The 24451-nt window shown below is 44.2% G+C and carries 23 protein-coding genes; 16 read left to right on the forward strand and 7 right to left on the reverse strand.

Annotation, left to right across the window (positions count from 1 at the left end):
* Positions 1–36: 36 nt before the first annotated feature.
* The gene (locus tag NO992_RS06270) at positions 37–270 is read left to right on the forward strand and encodes a hypothetical protein (protein WP_371375238.1); all 234 of its coding nucleotides are present in this window, start codon (positions 37–39) and stop codon (positions 268–270) included.
* Between the two features lie 99 nt (positions 271–369).
* Here the strand turns inward: NO992_RS06270 and NO992_RS06275 are convergent, their stop codons facing one another.
* The 3 genes from NO992_RS06275 to NO992_RS06285 form a co-directional block, all read right to left on the reverse strand.
* Positions 370–822, reverse strand: a complete 453-nt coding sequence (locus tag NO992_RS06275; RefSeq protein ID WP_371375278.1) for a DUF3299 domain-containing protein — start codon at positions 820–822, stop codon at positions 370–372.
* 64 nt (positions 823–886) lie between these two features.
* Positions 887–2242: an ABC transporter permease gene (locus NO992_RS06280; protein WP_371375241.1), complete on the reverse strand. Its 1356-nt coding sequence runs from the start codon at positions 2240–2242 to the stop codon at positions 887–889.
* On the reverse strand, positions 2236–2928 hold the full coding sequence (locus tag NO992_RS06285; protein ID WP_308372871.1) for an ABC transporter ATP-binding protein: 693 nt from the start codon (positions 2926–2928) through the stop codon (positions 2236–2238). The genes NO992_RS06280 and NO992_RS06285 overlap by 7 nt, the downstream gene beginning before the upstream one ends.
* Before the next feature lie 188 nt (positions 2929–3116).
* Here NO992_RS06285 and NO992_RS06290 point away from each other — a divergent pair, with 188 nt between their 5' ends.
* From NO992_RS06290 to NO992_RS06325, 8 genes are all read left to right on the forward strand, one after another.
* A complete protein-coding gene (locus NO992_RS06290; protein ID WP_371375244.1) occupies positions 3117–4217 on the forward strand; it encodes a phosphoribosylaminoimidazolesuccinocarboxamide synthase in 1101 nt (366 codons plus the stop codon).
* Positions 4218–4334: 117 nt separating this feature from the next.
* Positions 4335–4967 (forward strand): methylamine utilization protein, encoded by a 633-nt coding sequence (locus NO992_RS06295; RefSeq protein ID WP_371375247.1) that lies wholly within the window; start codon positions 4335–4337, stop codon positions 4965–4967.
* Entirely contained in the window at positions 4964–7300 is a 2337-nt protein-coding gene (locus tag NO992_RS06300; protein WP_371375250.1) for a putative bifunctional diguanylate cyclase/phosphodiesterase, read from the forward strand. Before NO992_RS06295 ends, NO992_RS06300 begins: the two co-directional genes overlap by 4 nt.
* Positions 7287–8114: a DUF3034 family protein gene (locus NO992_RS06305; protein WP_253105325.1), complete on the forward strand. Its 828-nt coding sequence runs from the start codon at positions 7287–7289 to the stop codon at positions 8112–8114. Before NO992_RS06300 ends, NO992_RS06305 begins: the two co-directional genes overlap by 14 nt.
* Positions 8115–8534: a group 1 truncated hemoglobin gene (locus NO992_RS06310; RefSeq protein ID WP_371375253.1), complete on the forward strand. Its 420-nt coding sequence runs from the start codon at positions 8115–8117 to the stop codon at positions 8532–8534.
* 110 nt (positions 8535–8644) lie between these two features.
* Positions 8645–9295 carry a hypothetical protein gene (locus tag NO992_RS06315; protein WP_017218414.1) on the forward strand — a complete coding sequence of 217 codons (651 nt, stop codon included), beginning with the start codon at positions 8645–8647 and terminating at the stop codon, positions 9293–9295.
* A gap of 232 nt (positions 9296–9527) precedes the next feature.
* The gene (locus NO992_RS06320; protein ID WP_010374264.1) at positions 9528–9929 is read left to right on the forward strand and encodes an adenylyltransferase/cytidyltransferase family protein; all 402 of its coding nucleotides are present in this window, start codon (positions 9528–9530) and stop codon (positions 9927–9929) included.
* A 4-nt stretch (positions 9930–9933) separates the two neighbouring features.
* Positions 9934–10773, forward strand: coding sequence for a sulfurtransferase (locus NO992_RS06325; RefSeq protein WP_371375256.1), 840 nt, complete (start codon positions 9934–9936; stop codon positions 10771–10773).
* A gap of 67 nt (positions 10774–10840) precedes the next feature.
* Here NO992_RS06325 and NO992_RS06330 read toward each other — a convergent pair whose 3' ends face one another.
* Positions 10841–11809: a class 1 fructose-bisphosphatase gene (locus NO992_RS06330; protein ID WP_010374260.1), complete on the reverse strand. Its 969-nt coding sequence runs from the start codon at positions 11807–11809 to the stop codon at positions 10841–10843.
* Between the two features lie 154 nt (positions 11810–11963).
* Between NO992_RS06330 and NO992_RS06335 the strand changes: the two genes are divergently transcribed.
* Positions 11964–14387, forward strand: coding sequence for a zinc-dependent metalloprotease (locus NO992_RS06335; protein ID WP_371375260.1), 2424 nt, complete (start codon positions 11964–11966; stop codon positions 14385–14387).
* 45 nt (positions 14388–14432) lie between these two features.
* Here the strand turns inward: NO992_RS06335 and NO992_RS06340 are convergent, their stop codons facing one another.
* Together NO992_RS06340 and argE are read right to left on the reverse strand one after the other, a co-directional pair.
* Positions 14433–15410, reverse strand: coding sequence for a heme-binding protein (locus NO992_RS06340; RefSeq protein ID WP_010374257.1), 978 nt, complete (start codon positions 15408–15410; stop codon positions 14433–14435).
* Between the two features lie 221 nt (positions 15411–15631).
* Entirely contained in the window at positions 15632–16780 is a 1149-nt protein-coding gene (gene argE, locus NO992_RS06345; protein WP_010374255.1) for an acetylornithine deacetylase, read from the reverse strand.
* A 176-nt stretch (positions 16781–16956) separates the two neighbouring features.
* Here argE and argC point away from each other — a divergent pair, with 176 nt between their 5' ends.
* The 6 genes from argC to NO992_RS06375 all read left to right on the forward strand — a co-directional run bounded on the left by argC (position 16957) and on the right by NO992_RS06375 (position 23635).
* On the forward strand, positions 16957–17967 hold the full coding sequence (gene argC / locus NO992_RS06350) for an N-acetyl-gamma-glutamyl-phosphate reductase (RefSeq protein ID WP_371375281.1): 1011 nt from the start codon (positions 16957–16959) through the stop codon (positions 17965–17967).
* Positions 17964–18743: an acetylglutamate kinase gene (gene argB, locus NO992_RS06355; protein WP_371375264.1), complete on the forward strand. Its 780-nt coding sequence runs from the start codon at positions 17964–17966 to the stop codon at positions 18741–18743. The genes argC and argB overlap by 4 nt, the downstream gene beginning before the upstream one ends.
* A 9-nt stretch (positions 18744–18752) precedes the next feature.
* Entirely contained in the window at positions 18753–19673 is a 921-nt protein-coding gene (locus NO992_RS06360) for an ornithine carbamoyltransferase (protein ID WP_069020557.1), read from the forward strand.
* An 11-nt stretch (positions 19674–19684) separates the two neighbouring features.
* Positions 19685–20896 (forward strand): argininosuccinate synthase, encoded by a 1212-nt coding sequence (locus NO992_RS06365; protein ID WP_010374248.1) that lies wholly within the window; start codon positions 19685–19687, stop codon positions 20894–20896.
* A gap of 14 nt (positions 20897–20910) precedes the next feature.
* Entirely contained in the window at positions 20911–22776 is a 1866-nt protein-coding gene (gene argH / locus NO992_RS06370; protein WP_305777430.1) for an argininosuccinate lyase, read from the forward strand.
* 403 nt (positions 22777–23179) lie between these two features.
* Entirely contained in the window at positions 23180–23635 is a 456-nt protein-coding gene (locus NO992_RS06375) for a hypothetical protein (RefSeq protein ID WP_371375268.1), read from the forward strand.
* Positions 23636–23870: 235 nt separating this feature from the next.
* On the opposite strand, the gene NO992_RS06380 is transcribed toward NO992_RS06375, so the two are convergent.
* Positions 23871–24451: ISAs1 family transposase (locus tag NO992_RS06380; protein ID WP_371375271.1), on the reverse strand; the 581-nt coding region annotated here is incomplete at its 5' end.

Consider the following 24451-nt stretch of genomic DNA (forward strand, 5'->3'; position numbering starts at 1 on the left):
AAATGAAAACAAGGGTAACAACTGACTGAGGGTGATATGGATTATCTACGTCAATATAACGACTTAAATATTCTCTATGAAGCACTTAAAAAATCGAGTCGTGGAGAGGTTGAGATAGCTGAGACGACTGCTAAGTGGTTTTCTCTTGTAGAGAGTACCTTATTTGAGCTCCAGGAGCTGGCGTATATGGAAAAGACGTATATGCAAAAGTCGCGAACCATGAATAATCTCATCGAACTGGTGTATGCCAGTGTTCCTACCACTGAGTAGGGCAAATAGCAGAAATAAAATTGTATGTTTTGCAGTGGTAAGAGTGCCAATCAAGCTCGATTAAGTATTGGCACTCTTTTTTATTGATTTACATGGCTTTTAGAGCTCAAATGGCGCGACGCCTCTGGCTTCCATCATATAACCTGTTTGCGCGATGTCGCCCTTCCAAGTAGAAACCTTAATCGTGCCACTGACTGTGATTGCATCATATAGGCTTTCAATCGGAACACCGCCTTTGATTTTGACATGAACAATTTGATTTGGCGGCGGAGGCGGCACGTGGATGCAAGCGCCAAAGTAGGGAACCAACAAAAACTCGGTGATCACTTCACTGTCACCTTCAAGTGGTACAACAAAGCCGGGTAAGCTGACTAGTTGGCCGTCTAACTCTTTGACGACTGGGGCGTCTAAATCAGGTTGCACCCAATTTTGCTCGGCGCCATCATGGCTTGCTGCGTCTTGATTGCTGATCTGGACATGCCCTTTTGGAATTAAATCTTCCCAGAATATCTCTTTAGGTGGTGCCGCATTTGCGATACCACTGAATACCATCGCAGTGATGAATGCAATGAAGTAAAAAACGTGAGTTCGTGCGGTTAACTGCATCTTGATCCTCTTAGGTTTTAATTTGCATGCCATCGGCAAGCGAGTAAAAATAAGCACGGGCGGCAGGAATGGCGCCGATCAAAGTACCTGCGCCTATAATAACGCTTAGTAGCGTGAGTTCATAGGTTGAGAGCGCTGAGATACTTAGGACTACGCCAAATTGACTTTGTAGGCCGGATTGGGCAGCAATGAGCAAGGCATAAAAAAGCGCTACACCGAAAGCACATCCTAACACGGTGATAAAAATCGCTTCGCTAATGAGAAGCGTAAAAATATGCCAAGGCCGCGCACCAACGGAGCGTAGGATAGCAAGTTCTCGACGCCTTTGATTCAACGTGGCGAGCAATGAGGTCAACATGCCAAGTAAGCTTATCAACACCACAGCAAGGGTAATGAGAAGCAAGATTTTTTCGACAATATCTAGCATTTCCCACAATTCCCTCAATGTCACCCCCGGCATAATTGCCAGTAAAGGCTCGCCTTTATACTGATTAATATTTCTGCGCACTTGTAGGGTATAAAGTGGTGACTCAAAACCCAGTAAAAATGCTGTGATTTGCTTTGTTGAACCGATTAAATCACCGGGCTTAGAGTCGAGGTTGTGTAGTAAAGCGCTATTGTTTTTACTGTCATGCTCATGCTCATGCTCATGCTCATGCTCATGCTCATGCTCATGCTCATGGTGCGTTGCATCTTGTTCTCGTGCAACCATTCGAGATGGCTTGTTGTGTCCTGTGCTATGCATGCTCTCTATGGCACTTAACGGCACATGTAGTGTTTTATCCACCGGCGTTCCCGTGGCTGCCAAAATGCCAGAAATAACCAGCGGATTGTCATCATGATGATGGAAACTGGTATTGCCCATACCGTGAGAAATGACGATTTTTTGTCCCAGCTGATAACCCAGCTTTTTTGCGACCATAGCCCCAAGCACCACTTCTTGGCCATTGTGAAATGGTCGACCAGCGGCAAAGGTGAGGTGTTGTTTTTTAGCGTATTGATAATGACTGAAGTAACTTGCATCTGTACCCAGCACAGCAAAGCCTTTATGGCTATCGCCTAAGCTAATGGGAATACTCCACGCAACACCGCGTTGTGCCTTGATGTACTCGTAACTTTGCCATTGTACGGCATTATTGGCGTGACCAATTCTAAATACGCTTGAAAGCAAAAGCTGAATATCACCAGTACGTGCGCCGACAATCAAGTCAGTGCCAGAAATAGTATTCGCAAAGCTGGATTTTGCGTCTTGGCGTACACGCTCAACCGACAGCAGTAACATGACACTAATTGCAATGGTCACTAGAGTTAGGGCGACGCTGGCTTTTCGGTTTAGCGTACTTTTCCACGCAAGTTTGATTAGCATAGCGATGCTCCTTGTTGTAAATCAGGCAAGCTTATTTGCCTATCAAATAACGGCGCTAAGCTTTTATCGTGACTGACAAAGAGAATAGATGCACTGTAAACCGCGGCTTGGCTAAAGAGTAATTTAATAAAGCCATCACGGCTGTCGGCATCGAGGGCTGAGGTTGGCTCATCGGCAATAATGATTTCGGGCCTGCCAATAAATGCGCGAGCGGCGGCTACGCGCTGCTGCTGGCCAATACTTAACTCCGCGACACTGCGCTGCTGAGTGTGCTCGTCTATACCAAGATCAGAGAGCAGAAGTTTGGCTTCCTGCTCAAGAGATTTATTCTGTGAGGAAATGTTTTGCCTGCGCTTTTTGGAAAATTCGCAGCCAAGGGTAACGTTTTCAACAGGCGACAAATAGGGCAACAAATTAAAGTTCTGAAAAATAGTACCTATATGGTCGGCTCTAAACTTATCTCGTTGGCCACGGCTCAGTGCGCTCGCGTTTGTACCTGCAATTTCAATTTCTCCCTGCTGGCAATCCAAGGTGCCGGCAATCAATCCAAGCAAAGTCGATTTACCGCTGCCGCTTGGACCATGTAAAAACACGTGTTCACCTCGGGCGATATGTAGCTTAGGTATGGTTAGCACCGGGGTGCTCGACTTAGGCCATGTAAACTGTAATTGAGATATCGTAAGCATAACGCCTCAACGCTGGCAAATAATGTTGTGATGGTATAACAAGAATGACTAAAGCAAAACTAAGTTAAGCTCAACAACAAGCGTGTAAGTTAAATTGTGATTTTTGTTCAGCTCGACTATTATAGCGACCCTAACCCCCTCATTATTTTGTGCCCTTTAGCAAGGCGCATCCTGTCATTGGAGTAACAATGAGTAGCTACAAAGTTTTAGACGTTAATGACGATCTTCCAATTCGCACTAAAGGTGCGGTTCACAGTGGTAAAGTACGTTCAGTTTATTGGTTAACCGACGCCGACAGTGCACGTTTAATTGAAGAAAAAGGCTATCAAGTCCCGGTTGGTACAGAGCTGGCAATTATGGTCATTTCAGACCGTATTTCAGCGTTTGATTGTATTTGGCAAGGTGAAAATGGTCTTAACGGTGTACCGGGTAAGGGCATTGCGCTTAACAGCGTTGCTTCACATTGGTTTTCACTTTTTGATAAAGCTGGCCTTGCAGGTAATCACATTGTTGATATTCCACATCCTTATGTTTGGATTGTGCGTAAAGCCAGTACGGTAAGAGTTGAAGCGATTGCGCGTCAATATATTACCGGCAGTATGTGGCGCGATTACGCAAAGGGCGTAAGGGAGTTTTGTGGCTTGCAATTACCAGAAGGTTTAGAGGCCAATCAAAAACTAGATAATGTCTTAATCACACCATCAACCAAAGGGATCATCAAAGGTTTAGCAGACGTACCAGAAGTGGATGACGTAAATATCTCTCGTAAAAACATCGAAGATAACCTTGCAGCGTTCAACTTTAAATCTGCGGCAGATGTGGATAAGTACGAGCAGTTGCTAACCGAGGGCTTTGCCCTGATCAGTAAAGAGCTTGAGAAGCTTGATCAGATCTTTGTTGATACTAAATTTGAGTTTGGTTACGTTGAAGATAAAGACGGCCAAGAGCGCCTAATTTACATTGATGAAGTGGGTACGCCTGACTCGTCACGTATTTGGGATGGCCCTGCTTATCGCGATGGTAAGATCGTTGAAAACTCAAAAGAAGGTTTCCGCCAGCTATTGATAAACAATGTACCAGATAGCGATGTGCTGCTTAATAAAGATCGCATGCCTGAGCGAGAAGCGCTTGCTCGCGATTATCTTTTGCCAGAAGCTGTGATGATGTCGGTAAGCGAAACTTACGTTGGGATCGCAAGTAAAATCGTTGGTCGTGAACTAATGATCCCTGCTGATCCTCGCCAAGAAGTTATTGATATTCTTGATAAGCTGTACGGTTTAATAGATTAATTATTTTTCAATTGCCCTGATAGACAAGTTTATTAGGGCAATTTCCTCAATTCACTTGCTTTTCATTGCAAGGTCTCTTTTACTTAACCTAATTGTTGCAAAAAAATAGAGTCAGATATGCGAACGTCTGTTCTACTCCTACTAAGTTTTTGTTTTTTATTCCTTTTAGATTCAAATTGCGCAAATGCCGGGCAATTAACAGTGCTAGATGGCAGCGGCAAGCCCTTGCAGCATGCCGTTGTTGAATTGACGGACGAGCCTGTCGAGTCAGCAGCAAAAGCAGTGGCGGTTATGGATCAAATCAATAAACAGTTTGTTCCTTTCATTCTTACCATCCAAAAAGGACAATTGGTTAATTTTCCCAATAGCGATGATATCCGTCATCACGTTTATTCGTTTTCTGCGGTAAAACCTTTTGAGCTAAAGCTATACGCTGGCACGCCAAATCAACCGCTTAAGTTTGAAAACGCTGGTGTAGTGGTGTTAGGTTGTAACATTCACGACTCTATGGTGGGCTATATTTACATTGCAGATGACAAGCAAGTATTGGTATCTGATGCGAATGGATTAGTAACTTTGCCAGACTCTACAAAACAAGTAACGGTATGGCATCCTTATCAAGAAAATGACATAGATAGTCGGCAAGCCGTGCAAATAGTGAACACAACGGCGCCAATGTCCGTAACAATAAAAACAACTTATCCAGCGCCGCGTAATACCTTTGGCGAGCGCTTTGGACAACATGAATGAATAACAGTTTTAAAAATAAAATAATTAGTCTCTGTATTTTGCTTATCCTAGTCACGGCAGGGATGAGCTTGGCAAGTTTTTGGTGGTCCACAAGTAAATTCAATGAAGCGCAAGTGCAAAGAAAAATTCAAGTGGCGCAAAATGTTTATCAACAATATTTAAAAGCGCGAGAGCAGCTATTGGTTACCGCGGCGACTGTACTGACCGCTGACTTTGGCTTTAAACAGGCGGTCGCGACGAGAGATGCACAAACCATCAGTAGTGTGTTGCTTAATCACTCCCGCCGTATTGATGCCGACTTAATGCTGCTGCTAGATGTGAAAGGCGACCTGATCTCCGCTAACAGGGAAGGACTCAACTTCCCGAGCGACACCAGAACTTGGATGCAAGCGTTGCAGAGCCACACCGACCACTCAGCTTTTGTGGTACTTAGTGAGCAGTTGTATCAAGTAATTATTTTGCCTGTGCGAGCACCTAGGACGATTGCATACTCAATTATTGGCTTTGAGGTTGGATCTGCTGTGGCGTTTGAGCTAAAAGAGCTGACAGGAATGGAAACAAGCTTTGTTGGTGCCGCTGATAACCTAAAAGCAAGCTCGCTGACTGCTCTTGCACTCGGTGGTGATTTATTTACTTTTCTAGCGGCGCAAAAAACGACACGGTGGCTTAGCCAGTATCCGGTATATGAAAGTGCAGAGGTGAGTTTACCTTCTCTTGAAAGTAACCCGGTGAGTTTGGTACTCAGTGCGGATTTAACTACTCAGTATCAAGAATTTGATAAAATGGTGTTGACCATTATTTTACTCTCCCTCGGTACTATCCTTATTGGTTTTATCACCAGTGGTATTGTTGCCAAGAATCTTACGACACCGCTTAGTAAGCTTACTGAGTTGGCAAAACGCTTTGCTAAAGGGGATTACTCAGCCAAACTGGAAGAGGCTCGACCGACCCAAGAAATTTGCCAGCTTGTTGACGCTTTTAATGATATGGGCGAAGACATTCAAGAGCGTGAAGAGCAGATCCGCTTTCAAGCCAGTCATGACCATTTAACTGGATTTTTTAATCGTAATGCGGCTTTGGATAAACTACATAGTATGCACAGCAGTGGTGCAGAGTATTACTTTATTGCCATAGACATAAAGGGATTACGCCATATCAATGACAAGCTCGGCCCTCGGGTTGGAGATGATTGTATTAAAGCCGTGGCGAAACGGATAGCGGAGATCAATACAGCAGAAGGCGGATTGAATGTTAGGCTTGGCGGCGATGAGTTTTTAGTTGCACATCCAGCGAGTGCGTGTGCCGATCCGCAAAGTGCTGTGCTTGGTATTGTTGAATGTGCTGAGATGCTAAATCAAGGCCTGAGTAAGCCTTACACTGTGCAGGGATTAGATATTTCGCTTCACTTTAGTATCGGCGTAGTGCATTACCCCAAACAGGCACATACTCCCGAGGATGTCGTTCGCCGGGCTTTGATCGCAGTTGATACTGCAGCGCACGATGGTCATGATGTTTACTACTACCAATCAGGTGAAGATGAAGCCCATCTAGAGCGTCTGCAAATTATTGATGAACTAAAACACGCTATTGCCAACGATGATGGTCAGCTTTTTATGACCTACCAACCAAAGCTAAATATGAAAACCAATCGTATTGATAAGGTTGAGTCTCTTATTCGTTGGCAACGTAAAAATGGTGAATGGGTGTCGCCCGAACTATTTATCGATCTTGCCGAGCAATCAGGTTTGATTGTTGAGTTAACTCAGTGGGTAGTAAAGACTGTGGTGTCACAAGTTGCTAATTGGGTACGCCAAGGTGAACGCATCAAGGCAGCTATTAATGTATCGGCACAAGACATCGCAGATAAAAACTTCTTGTCTCATCTTAAGACGCTACTAGATACACATAACGTCAAACCTGAGTTGATCACCATAGAGCTTACTGAGCGAGACATGATTGAGAATGAGGAAAAAGGCATTGCGGTTCTTCAAGCGCTCAAACAGCTTGGCGTGCAGGTCTCGCTTGATGATTATGGTGTGGGTCAAACTTCCCTTGGTCGATTAAAAATGTTACCTATTGATGAGCTGAAGCTCGACAAGGTATTTATTTTAAAGCTCGCTCAATCGGAAAAAGACCAGTTTATTGTGCGCTCCACCATCACGCTTGGTCACCAACTTGGTTTTAGCGTGGTCGCGGAAGGCGTTGAAGACAAAGCATCGCTTGAGCTACTTGAGTCAATGCAGTGTGATTATGCACAAGGTTACTATCTAAGTAAGCCACTCAAAGCCGCAGACTTTGACCTGTGGTTGGGGAGGTATAATGAAGTGGGCTAATGTTTTTACCGTGTGCTTAATAGTGTGCGGACCAACTTACGCCGCAACAGGAAAGTTACTAGCGACTCCCGGGGTGTCACAGGTTGAGGGTAGTGCAGGTGGTGGCATTGTGCCGTGGGCGCAGCTTGCAGGATATGCTTCGGAAGATGAATGGGCGGCGAGCGGGTTTTGTAGCCGAGCTAGCCTGAAAGACTACCAGCTCGATGTGTGTGGCGTTCAAGCCAACTTATTCAACCGCGTAGAGTTAAGTTTCGCTCGACAAAACTTCGATGTGGATGCGCTTAATCTTGATATTGAGCAAGATATTGTCGGTGCCAAGGTGCGGCTATATGGCGATATCGTCTACAGTAAATATCCACAATTGAGCTTTGGTATTCAACATAAGTCTTTGGATGATGCTACGGTTGCCAATTTGCTCGGCGCTGAAGACGACTCAGGAACGGATTATTACTTAGCTGCAAGCAAACTGCATTTGGGCGCTGTAGGCGGTTATAACTGGTTCTGGAATATTACGATGAGACATTCTCGGGCTAATCAACTTGGCATACTAGGTTATGGTGGAGCTAACGACAGTGCGCCTTGGCAACTAGAAGCTAGCAGTGCAGTGTTTTTATCTAGGCATTGGGCTGTCGGTGCAGAATATCGCCAAAAATCCAACAACCTTGGACTTGGTGAATCAGATTGGAAAGATGTTTTTGTCGCTTGGATCCCGAATAAGTCAGTGAGTGTGACGGCGGCATGGCTAGACCTTGGCAAAATCGCAGGGCAGCCTTCTCAAACGGGTTGGTATCTATCTGTTACGGGGTATTTTTAAATGAAATGGCTATCACTAACGGCAATCTTGCTTTTCCTCGTGGCGTGTAGTGCTTCAACTCCACAGACCTCCCTATATGAGCAAATAGGGGGCACCGCCGGCGCAGAAAAGCTAGTAGACGCGTTTATTAAACAGATTGGCAATGATGACGTTATTTTACCTTATTTTAGAGAGTCCAATGTTAGGCACTTTCGTGAAGGGTTTATCACTCATCTGTGCGATACCTTAGATGGCCCTTGTGATTATGAAGGTGATAGCATGGTGCAGATCCACACCGGCATGGCTATTAGTGAGTCTGACTTTAATCGAGTGGTTGATCTCTTGATCAACGCAATGAATGAAGTTGGGATTGCTCATTCTCTACAAAATCAAGTTCTGGCCCGCTTAGCACCGATGCGAAGTGAGATAATCAAATTATAATCAACACCTACACTTTTTAACTTTATTTACATTAAATTATCATGCTTTGAGTCGTAAAATTCCTAGGTATCAAATTGGTACTACACATTTATATATAAAAGGAGTTTTACATGAAGTTTAAATCTATCATGCTTATATGCTCACTGGGCGTTAGCATATCTACTTTTGCAGCAGAGCAAATTGACTCAACTGTTAATTTAGCTGGTACAGGTTCGAATTACGATTTCCGTATAGGATTACAAGCTCTAGATGATCGTGGCAGAGACCCTGGTGCTGTAGAGTATACTAAGTATCTTTCTGCAGGTTCTAATGTTCAGTCTGATTGGGCTGTTGATCGAGATGCATATGACCCCGATGCATTACGTTTACACTTATCTGTACTTAACCAGATCCCGACAAACCGTGATTTCCGATTAGCTATCCAAGCTGCAGACCGAGGCGGCCGAGGTGATTTTGGATACTGGCAATACACTCCTTGGGCGAGTGAAGGTGGTGGTTGGTCTGGTATGGCATTTGATACAGACCGATTCGACCCTGATGCTTTTCGCATTCGCATCGAAACCAGAGTTTGGAACAGTAGCCGCTCTTTAAGCGATTTTCGTATCGGCTTGCGAGTATCTGATAGGGGTGGACGAGAAGTTGGGAACTCGACGTTCACTCCATGGGCTTCCAATGGTGGTGGCTGGACTGATTTAGCGACAGATAATGACGCTTATGACTTTGATGGTTTTGAAGTAAACCTAGAAGTCAGACAGTACTAACAACACCGTATAACCAAGTTGTTTCGCAGAAGTGACTTGGTTATAACGTTTTCACACTTCTTTAAAAGCCAATCAAGTAAACGTCCAAAAGCGTCATATCGTTGTAAGAAAATCAATGAATGCTACAATCACATTCTACCTTCGGTACTTATAGTTCATAAGATTAGAAGGCGCTGTTGATACTTCATATAGTGTTTACACATAAACTTATTAACGAATGAAGAGAGCCAAGTTGAAAAAAGTTATCACATTTGGAACCTTTGATGTATTCCACGTTGGTCATGTCAATATTTTAGAGCGTGCGAAAGCACTGGGTGATTATCTCATTGTGGGGATCTCGTCGGATGAACTTAACTTTTCGAAAAAAGGTAGAAATCCAATATACTCAATAGCAGATCGCCTAAAAATCATTAGCTCATTGCGATTTGTAGATGAGGTGTTTGTGGAAGAATCTCTGGAGCTAAAAGCGCAATATATCAAAGACTTTGATGCCGATATTCTGGTGATGGGTGATGATTGGAAAGACAAGTTCGATATATATAAAGATATCTGTGATGTGGTTTACTTGGAGCGCACCCCATCAATTTCAACAACGGAAATAATAGAGGTCGTACGCAGACCCGAAGGAAAGTAATAGCATGAAGCATGTGGTCGATAGGGAATGGCTCTTTGCAAACCTTGGCAAAGTGAAAGTATTGGATGCTGGTATTGTGAAACCGGGTCAGTCAGGCCCTTATAGCGCTCCTGCAATCATTCAAGGCGCGCTGCGCTTTGATATTAGTGGTGCGCTAGCTAATCCCCATGCTACATCACCCAATATGTGCTGCAGTCCAGCTCAATTTCAAGCAGAAATGCGACAGCTTGGTATCAACCAACATGATGTGTTAGTCGCTTACGATGATAAGGGCATGTTTAGCGCTGCCAGAGCTTGGTATATGCTCAAAATGATGGGTCATAAACAAGTGTATGTACTGGACGGCGGATTCCCTGCTTGGTGTGAAAAACAATACCCTTTGAGTCAAGCGTACGCGCAAGTCCAACAAGCAGGAAACTTTGTCGCTGCATATGATGAAACAGCATTTGTTGATAAAGCGGCTGTGCTTAGTAATATTGACGCTGAACTGAGTTGCCTATTCGATGCTAGAGGTGCAAAGCGCTTTACTGGTGAAGAGCAAGAACCTCGTGCAGATATGCGCAGCGGCCACGTGCCTAAAAGTAAAAACCTGCCATACACGAGTTTGTTAAACGCCGATGGCTGCTTTAAACCTCTCACCGAGCTTGAAGAGTTGTATAGCGACTTATCAAAGGACAAAACTAAGCCTCTGATATTCTCTTGTGGCTCAGGTGTTACAGCTTGTATTTTAGCGCTGGTGGCTGACGAGCTAGGTTATGAACATTTGACGGTATATGACGGCTCGTGGAGTGAATGGGGCGCAGATCCCGATGTGCCCGTGGAGACGAGTTATACCACTATTTAATGTGAAAAAGGTGCCAATGGCACCTTTTTCATTTGTGAAGCGAGCTATTTCCTCGCTTCAAAATAGATCACTTATGATAAGCAAGGCACGCTTCAACTTCGTGCTTTGAACCTAAAATAACACCGACGCGTTGGTGTATTTCTTCAGGTTGAATATCCAAAATGCGTTCACGACCAGTGTGGGCAATACCGCCAGCTTGCTCGATAAGCATCGCCATTGGATTGGCTTCGTAAAGTAGGCGAAGTTTAAATGGCTTGTTTGGATCTTTACGATCTTCTGGATAAGTGAATAGTCCGCCACGGCATAATACGCGGTGAACATCGCCAACCATTGCCGCTATCCAGCGCATATTGAAGTTTTTACCACGCGGTCCGGTTTCACCTTCAAGTAAATCGGCAATGTAATTTTGCATTGCTGGGGTCCAGTGGCGTTGGTTGGAAGCGTTGATAGCAAACTCTTTGGTGTCTTCAGGAATGGCTGCAAAGTCTTGCGTGAGTAGGAAGCTACCGTGAGTTTTGTCCAGAGTAAACAAGCGAGTTCCTTTGCCTGTTGATAGCGCTAACATGGTTGATGGGCCATATAACACATAGCCCGCTGCAACTTGTTTATGACCTGGCTGCATAAAGATTGCAGGATCGCTAGGGTCTGAACCTTCAGGCGCTTCCATAATAGAGAAAATAGTACCGACTAGTGAATTAATGTCGGTATTGGATGAACCATCCAACGGATCGAAAGCGACAATATAGTTCGCTTTTGGATTGCCGGCGACGGTGTAATCTTCTTCTTCAGAAGCGATGGCTTTGACATAGCCAGATTCAAGCAAAATATCTTTCAATAGTTGATTTGAAAGTACATCGAGCTTCTTTTGCGTTTCACCTTGAATGTTCTCATCTAAGGTTGAGCCTAATACACCTGAAAGTGCACCTTGGCCAACACGGAACGATATTTCTTTACATGCCGCGAGAATGGTTCTGATTAAAGAAACCAACTCACGAGAACAACCATCTTCAATTAACACCGGAGGGAGTCTACGCATTTTTTAAATCCTGATCACCTTGTGTTTATGGCAATAAATAGTGTGAGAGGTGCCATAAACAGCGCTGTAATTCGTCTTGAAAGACTGTAAATTGTATACGATTTCATATACAACTGGGGTTAAGCCTCAAAACCATAAATAACAAAGAGCAGCCATGAGAAAAATAACGTGCTTCACTCAAACTGTATCCGCTTTGCTACTGTGTATGATAACCCAAGCACACGCAGCAATTAAGTCTATTGACGAATTTACTGCCAGTTTTAATCATCATCCCGGTTTTTACGCCTTCTATAGCGATGATTCGAGCGGCAAATTGTACTTAGACATCGACAAACTAGACGCCCCTTTCTTGTTACAGCATAGTTTACCTTATGGTGTAGGTTCGAATGATATCGGTTTAGACCGCGGTCAGCTAGGCGGTACGCACTTAGTTCAGTTTGAACGTTTTGGTGATAAGGTGATGCTGCGTGCTATCAACACTTATTATCGCGCAAGTGCGAATAATAAGGCCGAAAAGCAAAGTGTTAAAGAGGCTTTTGCTTCAAGCATTCTACACGGGTTCAACGTGGTCGCAGAAGATAAAGACAGTGTATTGGTTGACTACACGCCTTATCTACTCAGCGATGTGCATGGTGTTTCTCGCACGTTGGCAAATCGTAATCAAGGTAGTTTTAGCTTAGACTCAAGCCGCAGCGCTGTGTTTATGTCGCGTTCAAAGGCATTTGTTAAAAACACAGAGCTTGAAGCCGTGTTGACATTCAAAGGGACAAAGCCTGGTGAATATGTACGTCAGGTGAGTGCAGATCCTTATGCGCTTACAGTACATCAGCATCATTCTTTAATTGAGCTGCCTGACGATAACTACCAGCCACGTGCGTTTCATCCGCAATCGGGTTATTGGAGTATCGAGCATAAGGATTACTCAGCACCGCTTGGACAGTCAATGTTTGTGCGTTATATCCCACGCCACCGTTTACAGAAAAAAGACCCAACTGCACAAGTCTCGGAGGCCGTAGAGCCAATTGTTTACTATCTTGATCCTGGCGTACCTGAGCCGGTCAAAACAGCATTACTTGATGGTGCTAAATGGTGGGATCAAGCATTTGAAGCTGCTGGCTACAAAAATGCGTTTCAAGTCAAAGTACTTCCTGAAAATGCCGATCCTATGGATATTCGCTATAACGTGATCCAGTGGGTTCATCGTGCTACTCGGGGGTGGTCATACGGCGCGTCGGTGATTGACCCTCGTAGCGGTGAAATTTTAAAAGGTCACGTGACGTTAGGTTCGTTGCGTGTCCGTCAAGATATTCTTATCGCCGAGGCACTTTCTGCGCCGTTTGTTGAGGGTAATGAGGTGACTGAGCGACTTCATGCTATGGCGCTAGACCGTATTCGTCAGTTGAGTGCACATGAAATTGGCCACACGTTGGGCATTGCACACAACTTCTCAGCGTCGGTAAAGGATCGCGCGTCAGTCATGGACTATCCTCATCCGCTGGTAGGATTTGAAAATGGCCAACTGGATATCACTAAGGGCTACGCAAAAGGCATGGGCGCGTGGGATACGCAAGTGATTAAATATGGTTACAGTGATTTCGGTGGTGCTGATGAAGCCACTGAGCTTGCAGCTATTCTTGCTGAGAATAAGGCGCAGGGGCTTGAATTTATCTCTGACTCTGATGCAAGAGCGCAGGGCGGAGCACACCCAACGGCGCACCTTTGGGATAACGGTGCGGATCCTGCTGCCGAATTACTGCGTGTGTTGGATGTGCGCAAGCAGGCGTTGAATAACTTTGGTATTCACAGCATTCAAAAAGGAGTTGCTCTGTCGCAGCTAGAGGAGAAACTGGTACCACTGTATCTTTTCCATCGTTATCAGGTTGAAGCCGCAGTAAAATTGATTGGCGGCGTGGATTACGACTATGAAGTTCGCGGTGACGAGGTAATAAAAGGGGCGAAAGTTGTGGCTAAAGAGGTGCAACAAAATGCGGCCAATGCGCTTTTGAGTACGCTGTCACCTGCGGCGTTGACTATCCCTGACTCTATTTTGGCGTTAATACCTCCTAAGGCTTACGGTGAGTACAAAACTCGCGAAAGTATTAAAGGTCGAACTGGACTAACCCTAGATGCGATGGCATTACCAGAAGTCGCCGCACAGCATAGCCTTGACTTGCTGCTTAATCCACAGCGATTAAACCGCCTTGCACAGCAGCATGCACGTGATACTCAATATTTTGGTACACAGGCACTTTTAGAGGCTTTATATCAGCAGGTATTTGCCCAGTCAGGCAGCAAAGGTATGGCTCAAAAGCTACAGCAACGAGTGCAATACCTAAGTGCAACTCAGCTTGTAAAACTGAGTAACAACGATAAAGTCGCACCTGAAGTGCAGGCGCAGTTAAAGTTTTATTTAGCAAAAGTTGCGAAAGACTTTAATCAGTCGTCGGTATTTAGCGATGTTGCTTTTGAGCAAGCATTTAAACATATGCTCGCGCAGCAAATTAATCACTACTTAGATTCAGGAGAGTGGCCTGAAAGCTTTAAAGCGCTTGCAATGCCGCCAGGCTCACCAATTTAATCAAACGTGCACTTCGGAAATAGGGGCTCAGCAGCGCCCCTATTTTTATGCCTTCTTGACCATAGTATTGGTCGTAATGTGAGGAAAAGTTACGAGTTGACCAGCGATCGGAATTTCCATTGTGATATTTTGCGAATACTGCAGTTGCGTGAAGTTATCACTACCGTCAAGTGACTCAAGCCAATAGCTAATCGCGTAGCGGCTAACTTTTGCATGTTGTTGTTCAAAGCCAATATTCGTGACTGGGATCCCTGAATGCGCGGTATCGACCTCAAGTAGAATAAACTTCTTGGGAGGAGAAACTTCTAAGGCATTATTTAAAGGCTGGTTTGGATTGAGTGTAAAGTCAGGATTTAAGTTACCAACACTTTTGGTGGTGTATTGAGCCGTACTGATCCCATGGGGTAATCCCATAGGCAAAATATCACTTTGGCTCAGCATTGGGATCGTCGGGACACCAGTACCTGATTGAAAATGCCCACTGGCTAAAATGGAATTACCATGGGGAACTGACATTTGTTTTATAAAGTCATAAGTTTGAGTTGGCGCCACACTGTTTGGTACGGTTTCGTTGCCAAGCCCTGGATTTTCACCATTGCCATACGGGCCAAGTAATTGCTTTGCATCTGATAAATACAACAACGAACCATTTTCCGCATGGACTAGCTGATCTTTCGCTGGACCTTCTGCAAAATAAACTCTTTGTTCGTAAAATAAGGTATTAGCGACCTGGGTACCAAATCCTCCTCGATTTGGTGCGGTGCCATGGATGGCTGAGAAAGTAAGCTCTTCATAATAGGAGAAATTTTTAAGAATATAGCTGGCTTCTTGAGGTAGTGGCATTAAGCAGTAAGAAAATGGTTTGTCGGGGCCACCCAATCCTGAGTTGGCTAAGGGTTGGTTAGTCCAAGTGCCGACCAAATGTTGCAGTGGACCTAAGCTGGTGGTTGGAGCTGCTGGGCTGCTCTGGACTGGATCAATAAGTAACGGTTGCGATAGGTCTGGTGGTGTTGTTTCAGTCACGGTTATATCCTCGCTAAATTGCTTGCGAGCACCTCGACTAATTCTAGCTACTTTTGATTTGGCGCCCGCACTATGATCCCTGTCATGACCGCTCAGCGATGACGGGATCTTCAACCATCACTGCAATGCAGTTAGGTATAGTGCAGACTGTGAATATGGCAATTACATATCATTACAGCGATTTCATTGCCTGAGCGTGAAGTGATGAACTCGCCAATCCGCTAAGCAAAGCAACTTTCTCTTATTAGCTGCTTAATAATATCCTGACTTGGCTGGATTTTTTCCATTGCTAAAAACTCGTTGGGTTGGTGTGCTTGATTAATCGAACCCGGTCCCATAACGATAGTTTCGCAACCTAGCTGCTGTAGAAATGGTGCTTCGGTACAATAGTTTACAGCAATTGCTTGTTGTCCTGACAGGCGCTCAGCCATTTTCACCAAAGCAGAATCCGTTGAGCCGGTAAAAGCCGGAATGGGTTCGTGCATATCTATAACCGAGACACTATTCGGATAATGTGTATTGATGGGTGCTACAGCTGCCGTGAGCATGGCTTGTAATTCTTTGATGCTCAGACCAGGCAAAGGGCGCATATCAATATGTAGTTCACAACAGCCACAAATACGGTTGGCATTGTCGCCACCATGAATGTGCCCAAGGTTTAAAGTTGGGTAAGGAATAGCAAAATGTGGCGTTGAATATTTATTCTTTAATTCTTCTCTTAACTTTAATAAATTTGCAATCACCTGATGCATGATTTCAATGGCATTTAAGCCGCGCTCTGGATCTGAGCTATGACCTGAGCGACCAACGATGCGGATGGCGGTCGTCATATGGCCTTTGTGGGTAAATACTGGCACCATATCGGTGGGTTCACCAATAATACAGCGCGCCGGCTTCAAGCTTGGATGTTTTGCGATTTCCTGAGCTCCAGCCATAGTGGTTTCTTCATCGGCGGTGGCTAAAATCATGATAGGAGCATTTTGCTGTAATTCATCAAGCTCTGAGATTGCATTCAATACGAAAGCAAAAAAGCCTTTCATATCAATACTTCCAAGACCATATAATTTATTATCTTGCTCGCTTAATTTAAAAGGATCAAATTGCCAGCGGCTATCGTCGAATGGCACGGTATCCGTGTGGCCGGCCAACATTAATCCACCATCGCCACTGCCTCGTCTTGCAATTAGGTTATATTTTCCTTTTGCATGTTCAAGCTCTGTTACTTCAACGATAAACCCTAACGTTTCGCACCACTGCGCGAGTAGATGGATCACATTCTGATTGCTCATGTTGAGACTTTCTTCTAATGCACTGATAGATGGCGCGGCGATCAGTTGCTGATACATTTCCATAAAAGCGGGTAATTTCATAAAAATTCCTAAAATACTTATTCAAAGTTCTTGCATAAAAATATAAAGATGTTTAGAGTGAATATCAATTCACTTTTTTAGCATAAATATATTTTGGAACAGCAATGCGACGATTTGACTTCAACAACTAGCAGAACCAATCCAAATCAAACTTTTTTAATCTTGAGAACACTATGTTGAAAGTATCTATAATCGGAGCGAGCGGCTACAGTGGCGCTGAGCTTGCTAAGCTGGTTGCCAAGCATCCTGCCTTCACACTTGCGCATTGCTTTGTATCTGAGCAAAGCTTAGACAAACACAAATTCATCAGCGATTTATATCCAGAATATTCGGGCTTGCTAGATATTGAGCTGCAACCCTTAAATGAGCAAGCTTTTTCATTGATAGAGCAATCATCGGACTATGTGTGTTTATGCACGGATCACAAGGTTAGCGTGGAACTTGCACCGGTATTTTTACAGATGGGCAAACGGGTTTTTGACCTATCTGGAGGTTACCGTTTATCTTGCAATGAAGACTACGAAACTTACTACGGTTTTTCTCACCCACATCAAGACTGGTTAGCGCAAGCGCAATACGGGTTAGCTGAATGGTATGGCGATGCTATTAAAACGGCAAAGTTAGTGGCGGTCGCGGGCTGCTATCCGACTGCGGCACTCAATGCACTTAAGCCATTACAACAAGCTGATCTGATAACAGAGCAGCCAGTTATCATCAATGCTGTTTCTGGTGTTACCGGCGCAGGAAGAAAAGCGAATGTCGCCACACACTTTTGCGAAGTATCTCTTGCACCATACGGTTTGTTTACGCACAGACATAGTCCAGAAATAGAAAAATACCTTGAACACCCAGTGTTGTTTACGCCGCATTTAGGGAATTTTAAGCGTGGTATCTTGGAAACGATCTACGTCACTCTGAAAGAAAATGTCACACCAAATCAAGTCGATGCCGCTTACCAGGTGCTTGCCGATGAGCCGCTGATCAGGTTAAAGGGGAGTCAACTTCCATCAATCAAAGCCGTTGAAAATCAACCTTTTGTGGATATTGGTTGGCAGCAAAAGGGCAATCAACTGATCGTGGTTGTCGCGATTGATAACTTGCTTAAAGGGGCTGCAGGCCAAGCATTACAGTGTATGAACTTGGCGGCGGGACTTGAGCATTATCAAGGTTTAGGAGTATCAGCATGAGCAAACAAACTTGGGTGATAAAACTAGGTGGCGCGGTGTTGAATCAAGAGGGTGCAGCGCAAGCATTGTTTTCAGCTATCAAGCAAATTCAACAGGATGCACCACACAAGCAGTTTGTGATTGTTCATGGTGGCGGGGCGCTGGTTGATAAGTGGCTGACCGATGCCGGTTTTGCTACTGCAAAACATCAAGGATTGCGGATCAGTCCGCAAGAGCAAATGCCCTATATTGTTGGTGCACTTGCAGGCTGTGCTAACAAGCAACTGATGGCGGACGCCATTACCGCCACGCTCAAGCCCGTTGGGCTGTGCTTATATGATGCAGGGTTTACCACAACTCAAAAACTAAAAGCGCTTGGCCGTGTGGGTAGCTGTGAAGCGAGTGTAGGTGGCATGCTTGAAGCAGTGTTGGAGTTTGATAGGTTGCCTGTTGTTAGTTCAGTAGGTATTGGCGCTGACGGCCATTTATACAACGTGAATGCGGATGAAGCAGCAGCTGCTATCGCCAGTAAACTTGGTGCAGAACTTATTTTTATGACTGACATTGAGGCGGTACTTGATGGCGATAAACAGCCATTAAATCAACTTAACGCGGAACAGATTTCAACGTTAATCACGCAAAAGGTCATTGTGGGCGGGATGGAGGTCAAAGTTAAGACCAGTCTTCACGCTGCCCAACACTTACGACGAGGGGTGTACATCTCTAGCTGGCAAAAGCCAGAAAATTTAATTGCGTTGCTCAATGGTGAGCACGTAGGTACACAAATTCTGCCGTAGGAAAACATCATGACTAAGCATTTTTTAACTGGTTTGGAATTAGACCAAACTAAAGTTTTGAACTTATTAAAGCTTGCAAAAAATATTAAAAATCAACCGCAAGAATATAACCAAGCCTTAGCTGGCAAGTCGATAGTCACGCTATTTGAAAAGCCGAGCTTAAGAACACGTTTGTCGTTCGATATCGGTATCCACAAATTAGGCGGCCATGCTGTGTATTTAGATCAGCAAAATGGTGCAATGGGGGCGCGTGAATCCGTAAAAGATTTTGCGCTTAATATTTCGACTTGGGCCGATGGCCTTGTGGCTCGTGTAAATCATCATAGTACGCTTGAGACGCTCGCTGAGTTTTCGTCGGTGCCAGTTGTGAATAGCCTATGTGATTTATATCACCCTTGCCAAGCGTTGGCTGATTTTCTCACCTTATTTGAAACTTACGACGATGTCAGTCAGATCAAAATCGCTTATCTCGGTGAAGGCAACAACGTAACACATTCATTGATGTTGCTTGCGGCAACATTAGGTACTGATTTTGTGGCGGTTTGTCCTAAAGGTCATTCTCCAGATGCACAAATTGTAAAGCAAGCTGAACAAATTGCAGCGGTAAATGGTGCCTCAGTTCTGGTCAGTGATCGGGTAGAAGCGGCGGCTGGCGCCAATGTGCTCTACGCTGATACTTGGGTTTCGATGGGGAATAAAACGCCAATTGAACAGGTGAAAGACACCTTTATGCCATATCAAATCAACCAACAATTGGTTGAAGCGTGTGGCGCACAAACCATTTTGCACTGCCAGCCAGCACACCGTGAGTTTGAAATTACTTCCGAAGTGATGGACGGGCCAAAGTCAAAAATTATTCAACAAGCTGAAAACCGCATGCATGCCCAAAACGCATTGCTGGTATCGCTGTTAAACAAAGATTACGTTTGAGGTTAAAGAACATGAGCAAGATTAAAAAAGTGGTACTGGCTTACTCTGGTGGATTAGACACATCAGCGATTGTGCCATGGTTAAAAGAGAACTACGGTTGTGAAGTTGTCGCCTTTGTTGCCGATGTAGGTCAGGGTGAAGAAGAACTGGTTGGGGTTGAAGAAAAGGCAATCGCATCGGGTGCCTCTGAGTGCTATATCGTCGACTTAAAAGAAGAAATGGTTAGCGACTATATTTATCCAACCCTAAAAACTGGTGCTATCTATGAAGGGACATATTTACTGGGTACTTCAATGGCGCGTCCTATTATCGCCAAAGCTCAAGTTGAAATCGCTCGTAAAGTTGGCGCGGATGCACTTTCTCATGGTTGTACAGGCAAGGGGAACGATCAGGTGCGTTTTGAATCTTGCTTCTCAGCGCTTGCGCCTGACCTTAAAGTGATTGCACCATGGCGTGAATGGTCACTATCAAGCCGTGAATCACTGCTCGACTATCTGGCTGAGCGTAATATCCCTTGTGCAGCCTCTGCTACTAAAATCTACAGTCGTGATGCCAATGCTTGGCATATTTCTCACGAAGGTGGTGAATTGGAAGACCCATGGAATGAGCCAAGCGATCAGGTTTGGACCATGACTAATTCTCCAGAAGCCGCACCGGATCAGCCTGAATATGTGTCGGTATTAATCGAAAAGGGTGAAATCACCGGTGTTAACGGTGAGCGTTACAGTCCTTATCAGTGTCTAGTTAAGTTAAACGAGATTGCAGCGCCGCACGGTGTTGGTCGTGTGGATATCGTTGAAAACCGCCTGGTCGGCATGAAATCTCGTGGCTGTTATGAAACACCGGGAGGCACTGTGATGATGGCTGCGTTACAAGCGATTGATGAGCTGATCTTAGACAAATCTTGTCGCAAATGGAAAACCGCGCTTAGCGAAGAGTTTGCACACTTAGTTTATGATGGTCGCTGGTTTACCCCACTGAAAGATTCAATTCTAGCTGCTGCAGAGTCATTCGCACAGCAAGCAACTGGCGAGGTGGTACTTAAGCTTTATAAAGGCCACGTACATGCAGTGCAAAAGCAATCAATCAATAGCTTATACAGCGAAGATTTTGCCACATTTGGTGAAGATGACGTATATGACCAATCTCATGCGGAGGGATTCATTCGTCTATTCTCACTATCTAGCCGGATAGCGGCGTTAAACAAGCAAAAGCAGTCTTAAGGTAGGAGAGTGAGATGGCATTATGGGGCGGCCGTTTTTCATCAGGTCCTGATGAGGCATTTAAGCAATTTAATGATTCTCTGCCATTTGATTATCAATTGGCAGAGCAAGATATTGTTGGCTCTATCGCTTGGGCGGGTGCGCTAAAGCAAGTAGAAGTATTAACTGAAAGCGAACATCAGCAGATCATTTCAGCGCTGAAACAGCTTTTGGATGAAGTGATTGCTGATCCGCGTAGTGTAGCAACCGCGGGACATGAGGATATTCATTCTTATGTTGAAGCTAAACTTATCGACAAAGTGGGTGATTTAGGTAAAAAGCTGCACACAGGTCGAAGCCGTAACGACCAAGTAGCCACTGATTTTAGACTGTGGAGTCGTAAAACGGCGCAGCAACTGCTTGTGGCACTGAGTTCACTCAAGCAAGCTTTGGTTACACTTGCAGAGCAGGAGCTTGGTACTATTTTACCTGGCTACACCCATTTACAGCGTGCTCAGCCTGTACTCTTTAGTCATTGGTGTATGGCTTACGTTGAGATGATTGAGCGTGATGAGTCGCGCTTAAATGATGCGCTTGAAAGGTTAAATGTGTGCCCACTTGGCTCAGGTGCACTAGCGGGGACTGCTTATCCTATCGACCGTGAAGTGTTGGCCGTTAACCTTGGCTTTAGAGAGGCCTCTCGTAATAGTTTAGATGCGGTCTCTGATCGTGACTTTGTGGTTGAGCTACTCAGTTGTGCGTCTATTTCAATGATGCATTTATCTCGTTTTGCTGAAGATTTGATATTTTACAATTCTGGTGAATCTGGATTTATTGATCTGGCCGACAGCGTGACGTCCGGCTCATCCTTGATGCCACAGAAAAAGAACCCTGACGCCTTAGAGCTGATCCGCGGCAAAACGGGCCGAGTTTTTGGTGCCTTTAGCGGCATGATGATGACGCTTAAAGCTTTGCCTTTGGCCTATAACAAAGACATGCAGGAAGACAAAGAAGGCCTATTTGATGCCATGCCAACTTGGCTTGCGTGTATTCATATGGCAGAAGCATGTGTTAAAGGCATTAAGGTTAATGGTGATAAAACGTTAGCGGCGGCAAAAGGTGGTCACGCCAATGCAACTGAGCTTGCGGATTATCTCGTTGCTAAGGGAATTCCGTTTCGGGAAGGCCACCACATCGTCGGTGAATTAGTGCAGTTGGCTATTAGTAAGGGGCAAAACCTCGAAGATCTGAGCTTAGAGGAATTCCAGCAAGTCAGCGCAGTAATTGCAGAGGATGTCTACCCTGTACTCGAAATTGACGCTTGTATTGCCGCTCGTAAAGCATTAGGCGGCACCTCATTGCCACAAGTAACTAGTGCTATTAAAACGGCAAAAAAAAAGCAAAAAATCTTAGTACGTGATGCTAATTTAGATGATGTTGAAGCCATTGCTGGGCTGATCCAATACTGGGCTAAAGTAGGTGAGAACCTACCGCGAGCGAAAAGTGACATGATCCATAGTATCAATGAGTTTGCGGTGACTGAGGTCGATGGCAAAGTGACCGGGTGTGCATCTTTGTATATTTACGACACAGGGCTTGCTGAAATTCGCTCTTTGGGTGTAAATCCCGAAAGCGAAATAAAGGGACAAGGGCAACTTTTAGTCGAGCATTTACTGGTGAAAGCCAAAAAATTGGCACTCAATCGTATTATTGTGCTAACTAGAGTGCCTGGCTTCTTTATGAAACAAGGTTTTAACAACTGTACCAAAGATAGCTTGCCTGAAAAAGTGATGAAAGACTGTGAGCTGTGCTTGCGTAAAGATAACTGTGATGAAATTGCGATGGATTTCATTATAAAACAAACATCTAGCTTAAGTATTCCATGTAAATTTGTTGCTTAACACTAAGCTTTTATAAAATCAAAAAGAGCGCTAGCAAGCGCTCTTTTTGTATATAAATCAACCGATTGAATTTATCTTAATAAATGTTGGCATACCCTGTGCTTAATTAATCTCGATAATTTTTTGATGGTTCATTTTTGGGAACCAGGTTCCAAGTGTAAGTTTTGAGGGAAATTTCATGATAAAAACAATCCTAGCGAGAAAAAATCAAGCTAAAACAACTAGTCAAGTAAAGCTACTTTCTGATAAGGTGATTCAATCTGTAAGTAAACTTGAGATGGTATCTGGCGCACGTGGAAGCGTAATAATTCCGCCTGGGTCTAAAGAACCGTACTAATGATTAATGTTAATTTATGACTTTTTTGGTATGAGTATAGGAGCCCTTGTTATATGGGGCTTCTTGATGGCTTCACTGCTACATCTATTTTTTTATATACTAAAAGTCCAGAAAAATTTACAGCTACTCTTTTCTTCTATCCTGTTATTTACCTCCTACTTTGTAAGTGATTTTATCATTGCTTCTGATAGCTACAATACGGCTATTCACGGAATATTCGCTTTGTTTGATCTCTTTACTTTATTGATTCTTTTTCTAGTCTCGCATACTTTTTTTAAAGATGAAAAGCTCGAAGTTGGCGTTTTATATATTATGGTAGGTTTGGCTGTTAATACTGTTATGTTCTTCTTTATGTTTATAGATACATATATTTATAAAAATGTAACGCGCTGGTTCTTATGGTATTTATACTCATATATAGTGATTTCTGTGGACTTTATTATGGTTACTTCTCTATTAGTCAATAAAGATTGGTTAGGTATTAAATGGGCTATAAGTAAGGTGAGAGCCAGGGTAGCTTGAAGTTGTGGTCGATTTTCACTATTTGTTTTACTTGTTTCTTAGTAGTTTGCACTCATGGATTCTACTTTTTGTGGCACTCTTTAACTTTGTTCGAGCGACTAAAAACCCTAAATTTAAGCAGCTCAGTGGCATTTCATTTCTCCTCGCAGGTTCATATTTTCTCACAATACCTACATTTTATTTTTGTGAGTCAAAAGGCTGGTTAACTGGCAGGGGCGGAGCATACTTTGATTACTTATAAGCCAAAGAACACCTGTGCCCTAAATTTGTCGTTCCAGCCAGCGGTTTTCAATTTGCTACGTTGACTCGGTAAGCCGCATTCACACTGCTTGAGCATATTCATTACAAAACGCCTGAATAGGGCCATATTTTCCACCGCACCATCGAGACAAATTCTTGATGAATCCTCTTTAAAAACAACATCTAGTACATAGTGCTGACAGTTCTCTATACGCCAGTGTTGACGGATGTAGTGGCCTAGCACCTTATTTTTTGGTGACATTGAGCTGACGTAGTAGCTGGTATCAATACTGGTTTTACCGCCGCAGGTTCTGTGTCGTTCTACCGCAATGATGCTGCGAATTGTCGGCCAACTCACTGCTAACGCTTCGTCTAATTTTGGCTTGAGTTGATACACTACCCGCGTCTCTGTGCGACCATGTGCTTGCTGCTTTACCTCGGTTATGGCTTGCTCTTTGCCAGCATCGAATACGCGTTGAAATTGATCGGTTACAGCCTGATATAGCTTGGGCTGATTCTTTTTAACCTGCACCACAACATCGGCTTTTTTCGCAGCGATCATTTCAAGTGTTTGCC

This window comes from Pseudoalteromonas sp. DY56-GL79, assembly GCF_041414765.1.
GTDB lineage: Bacteria > Pseudomonadota > Gammaproteobacteria > Enterobacterales > Alteromonadaceae > Pseudoalteromonas > Pseudoalteromonas piscicida.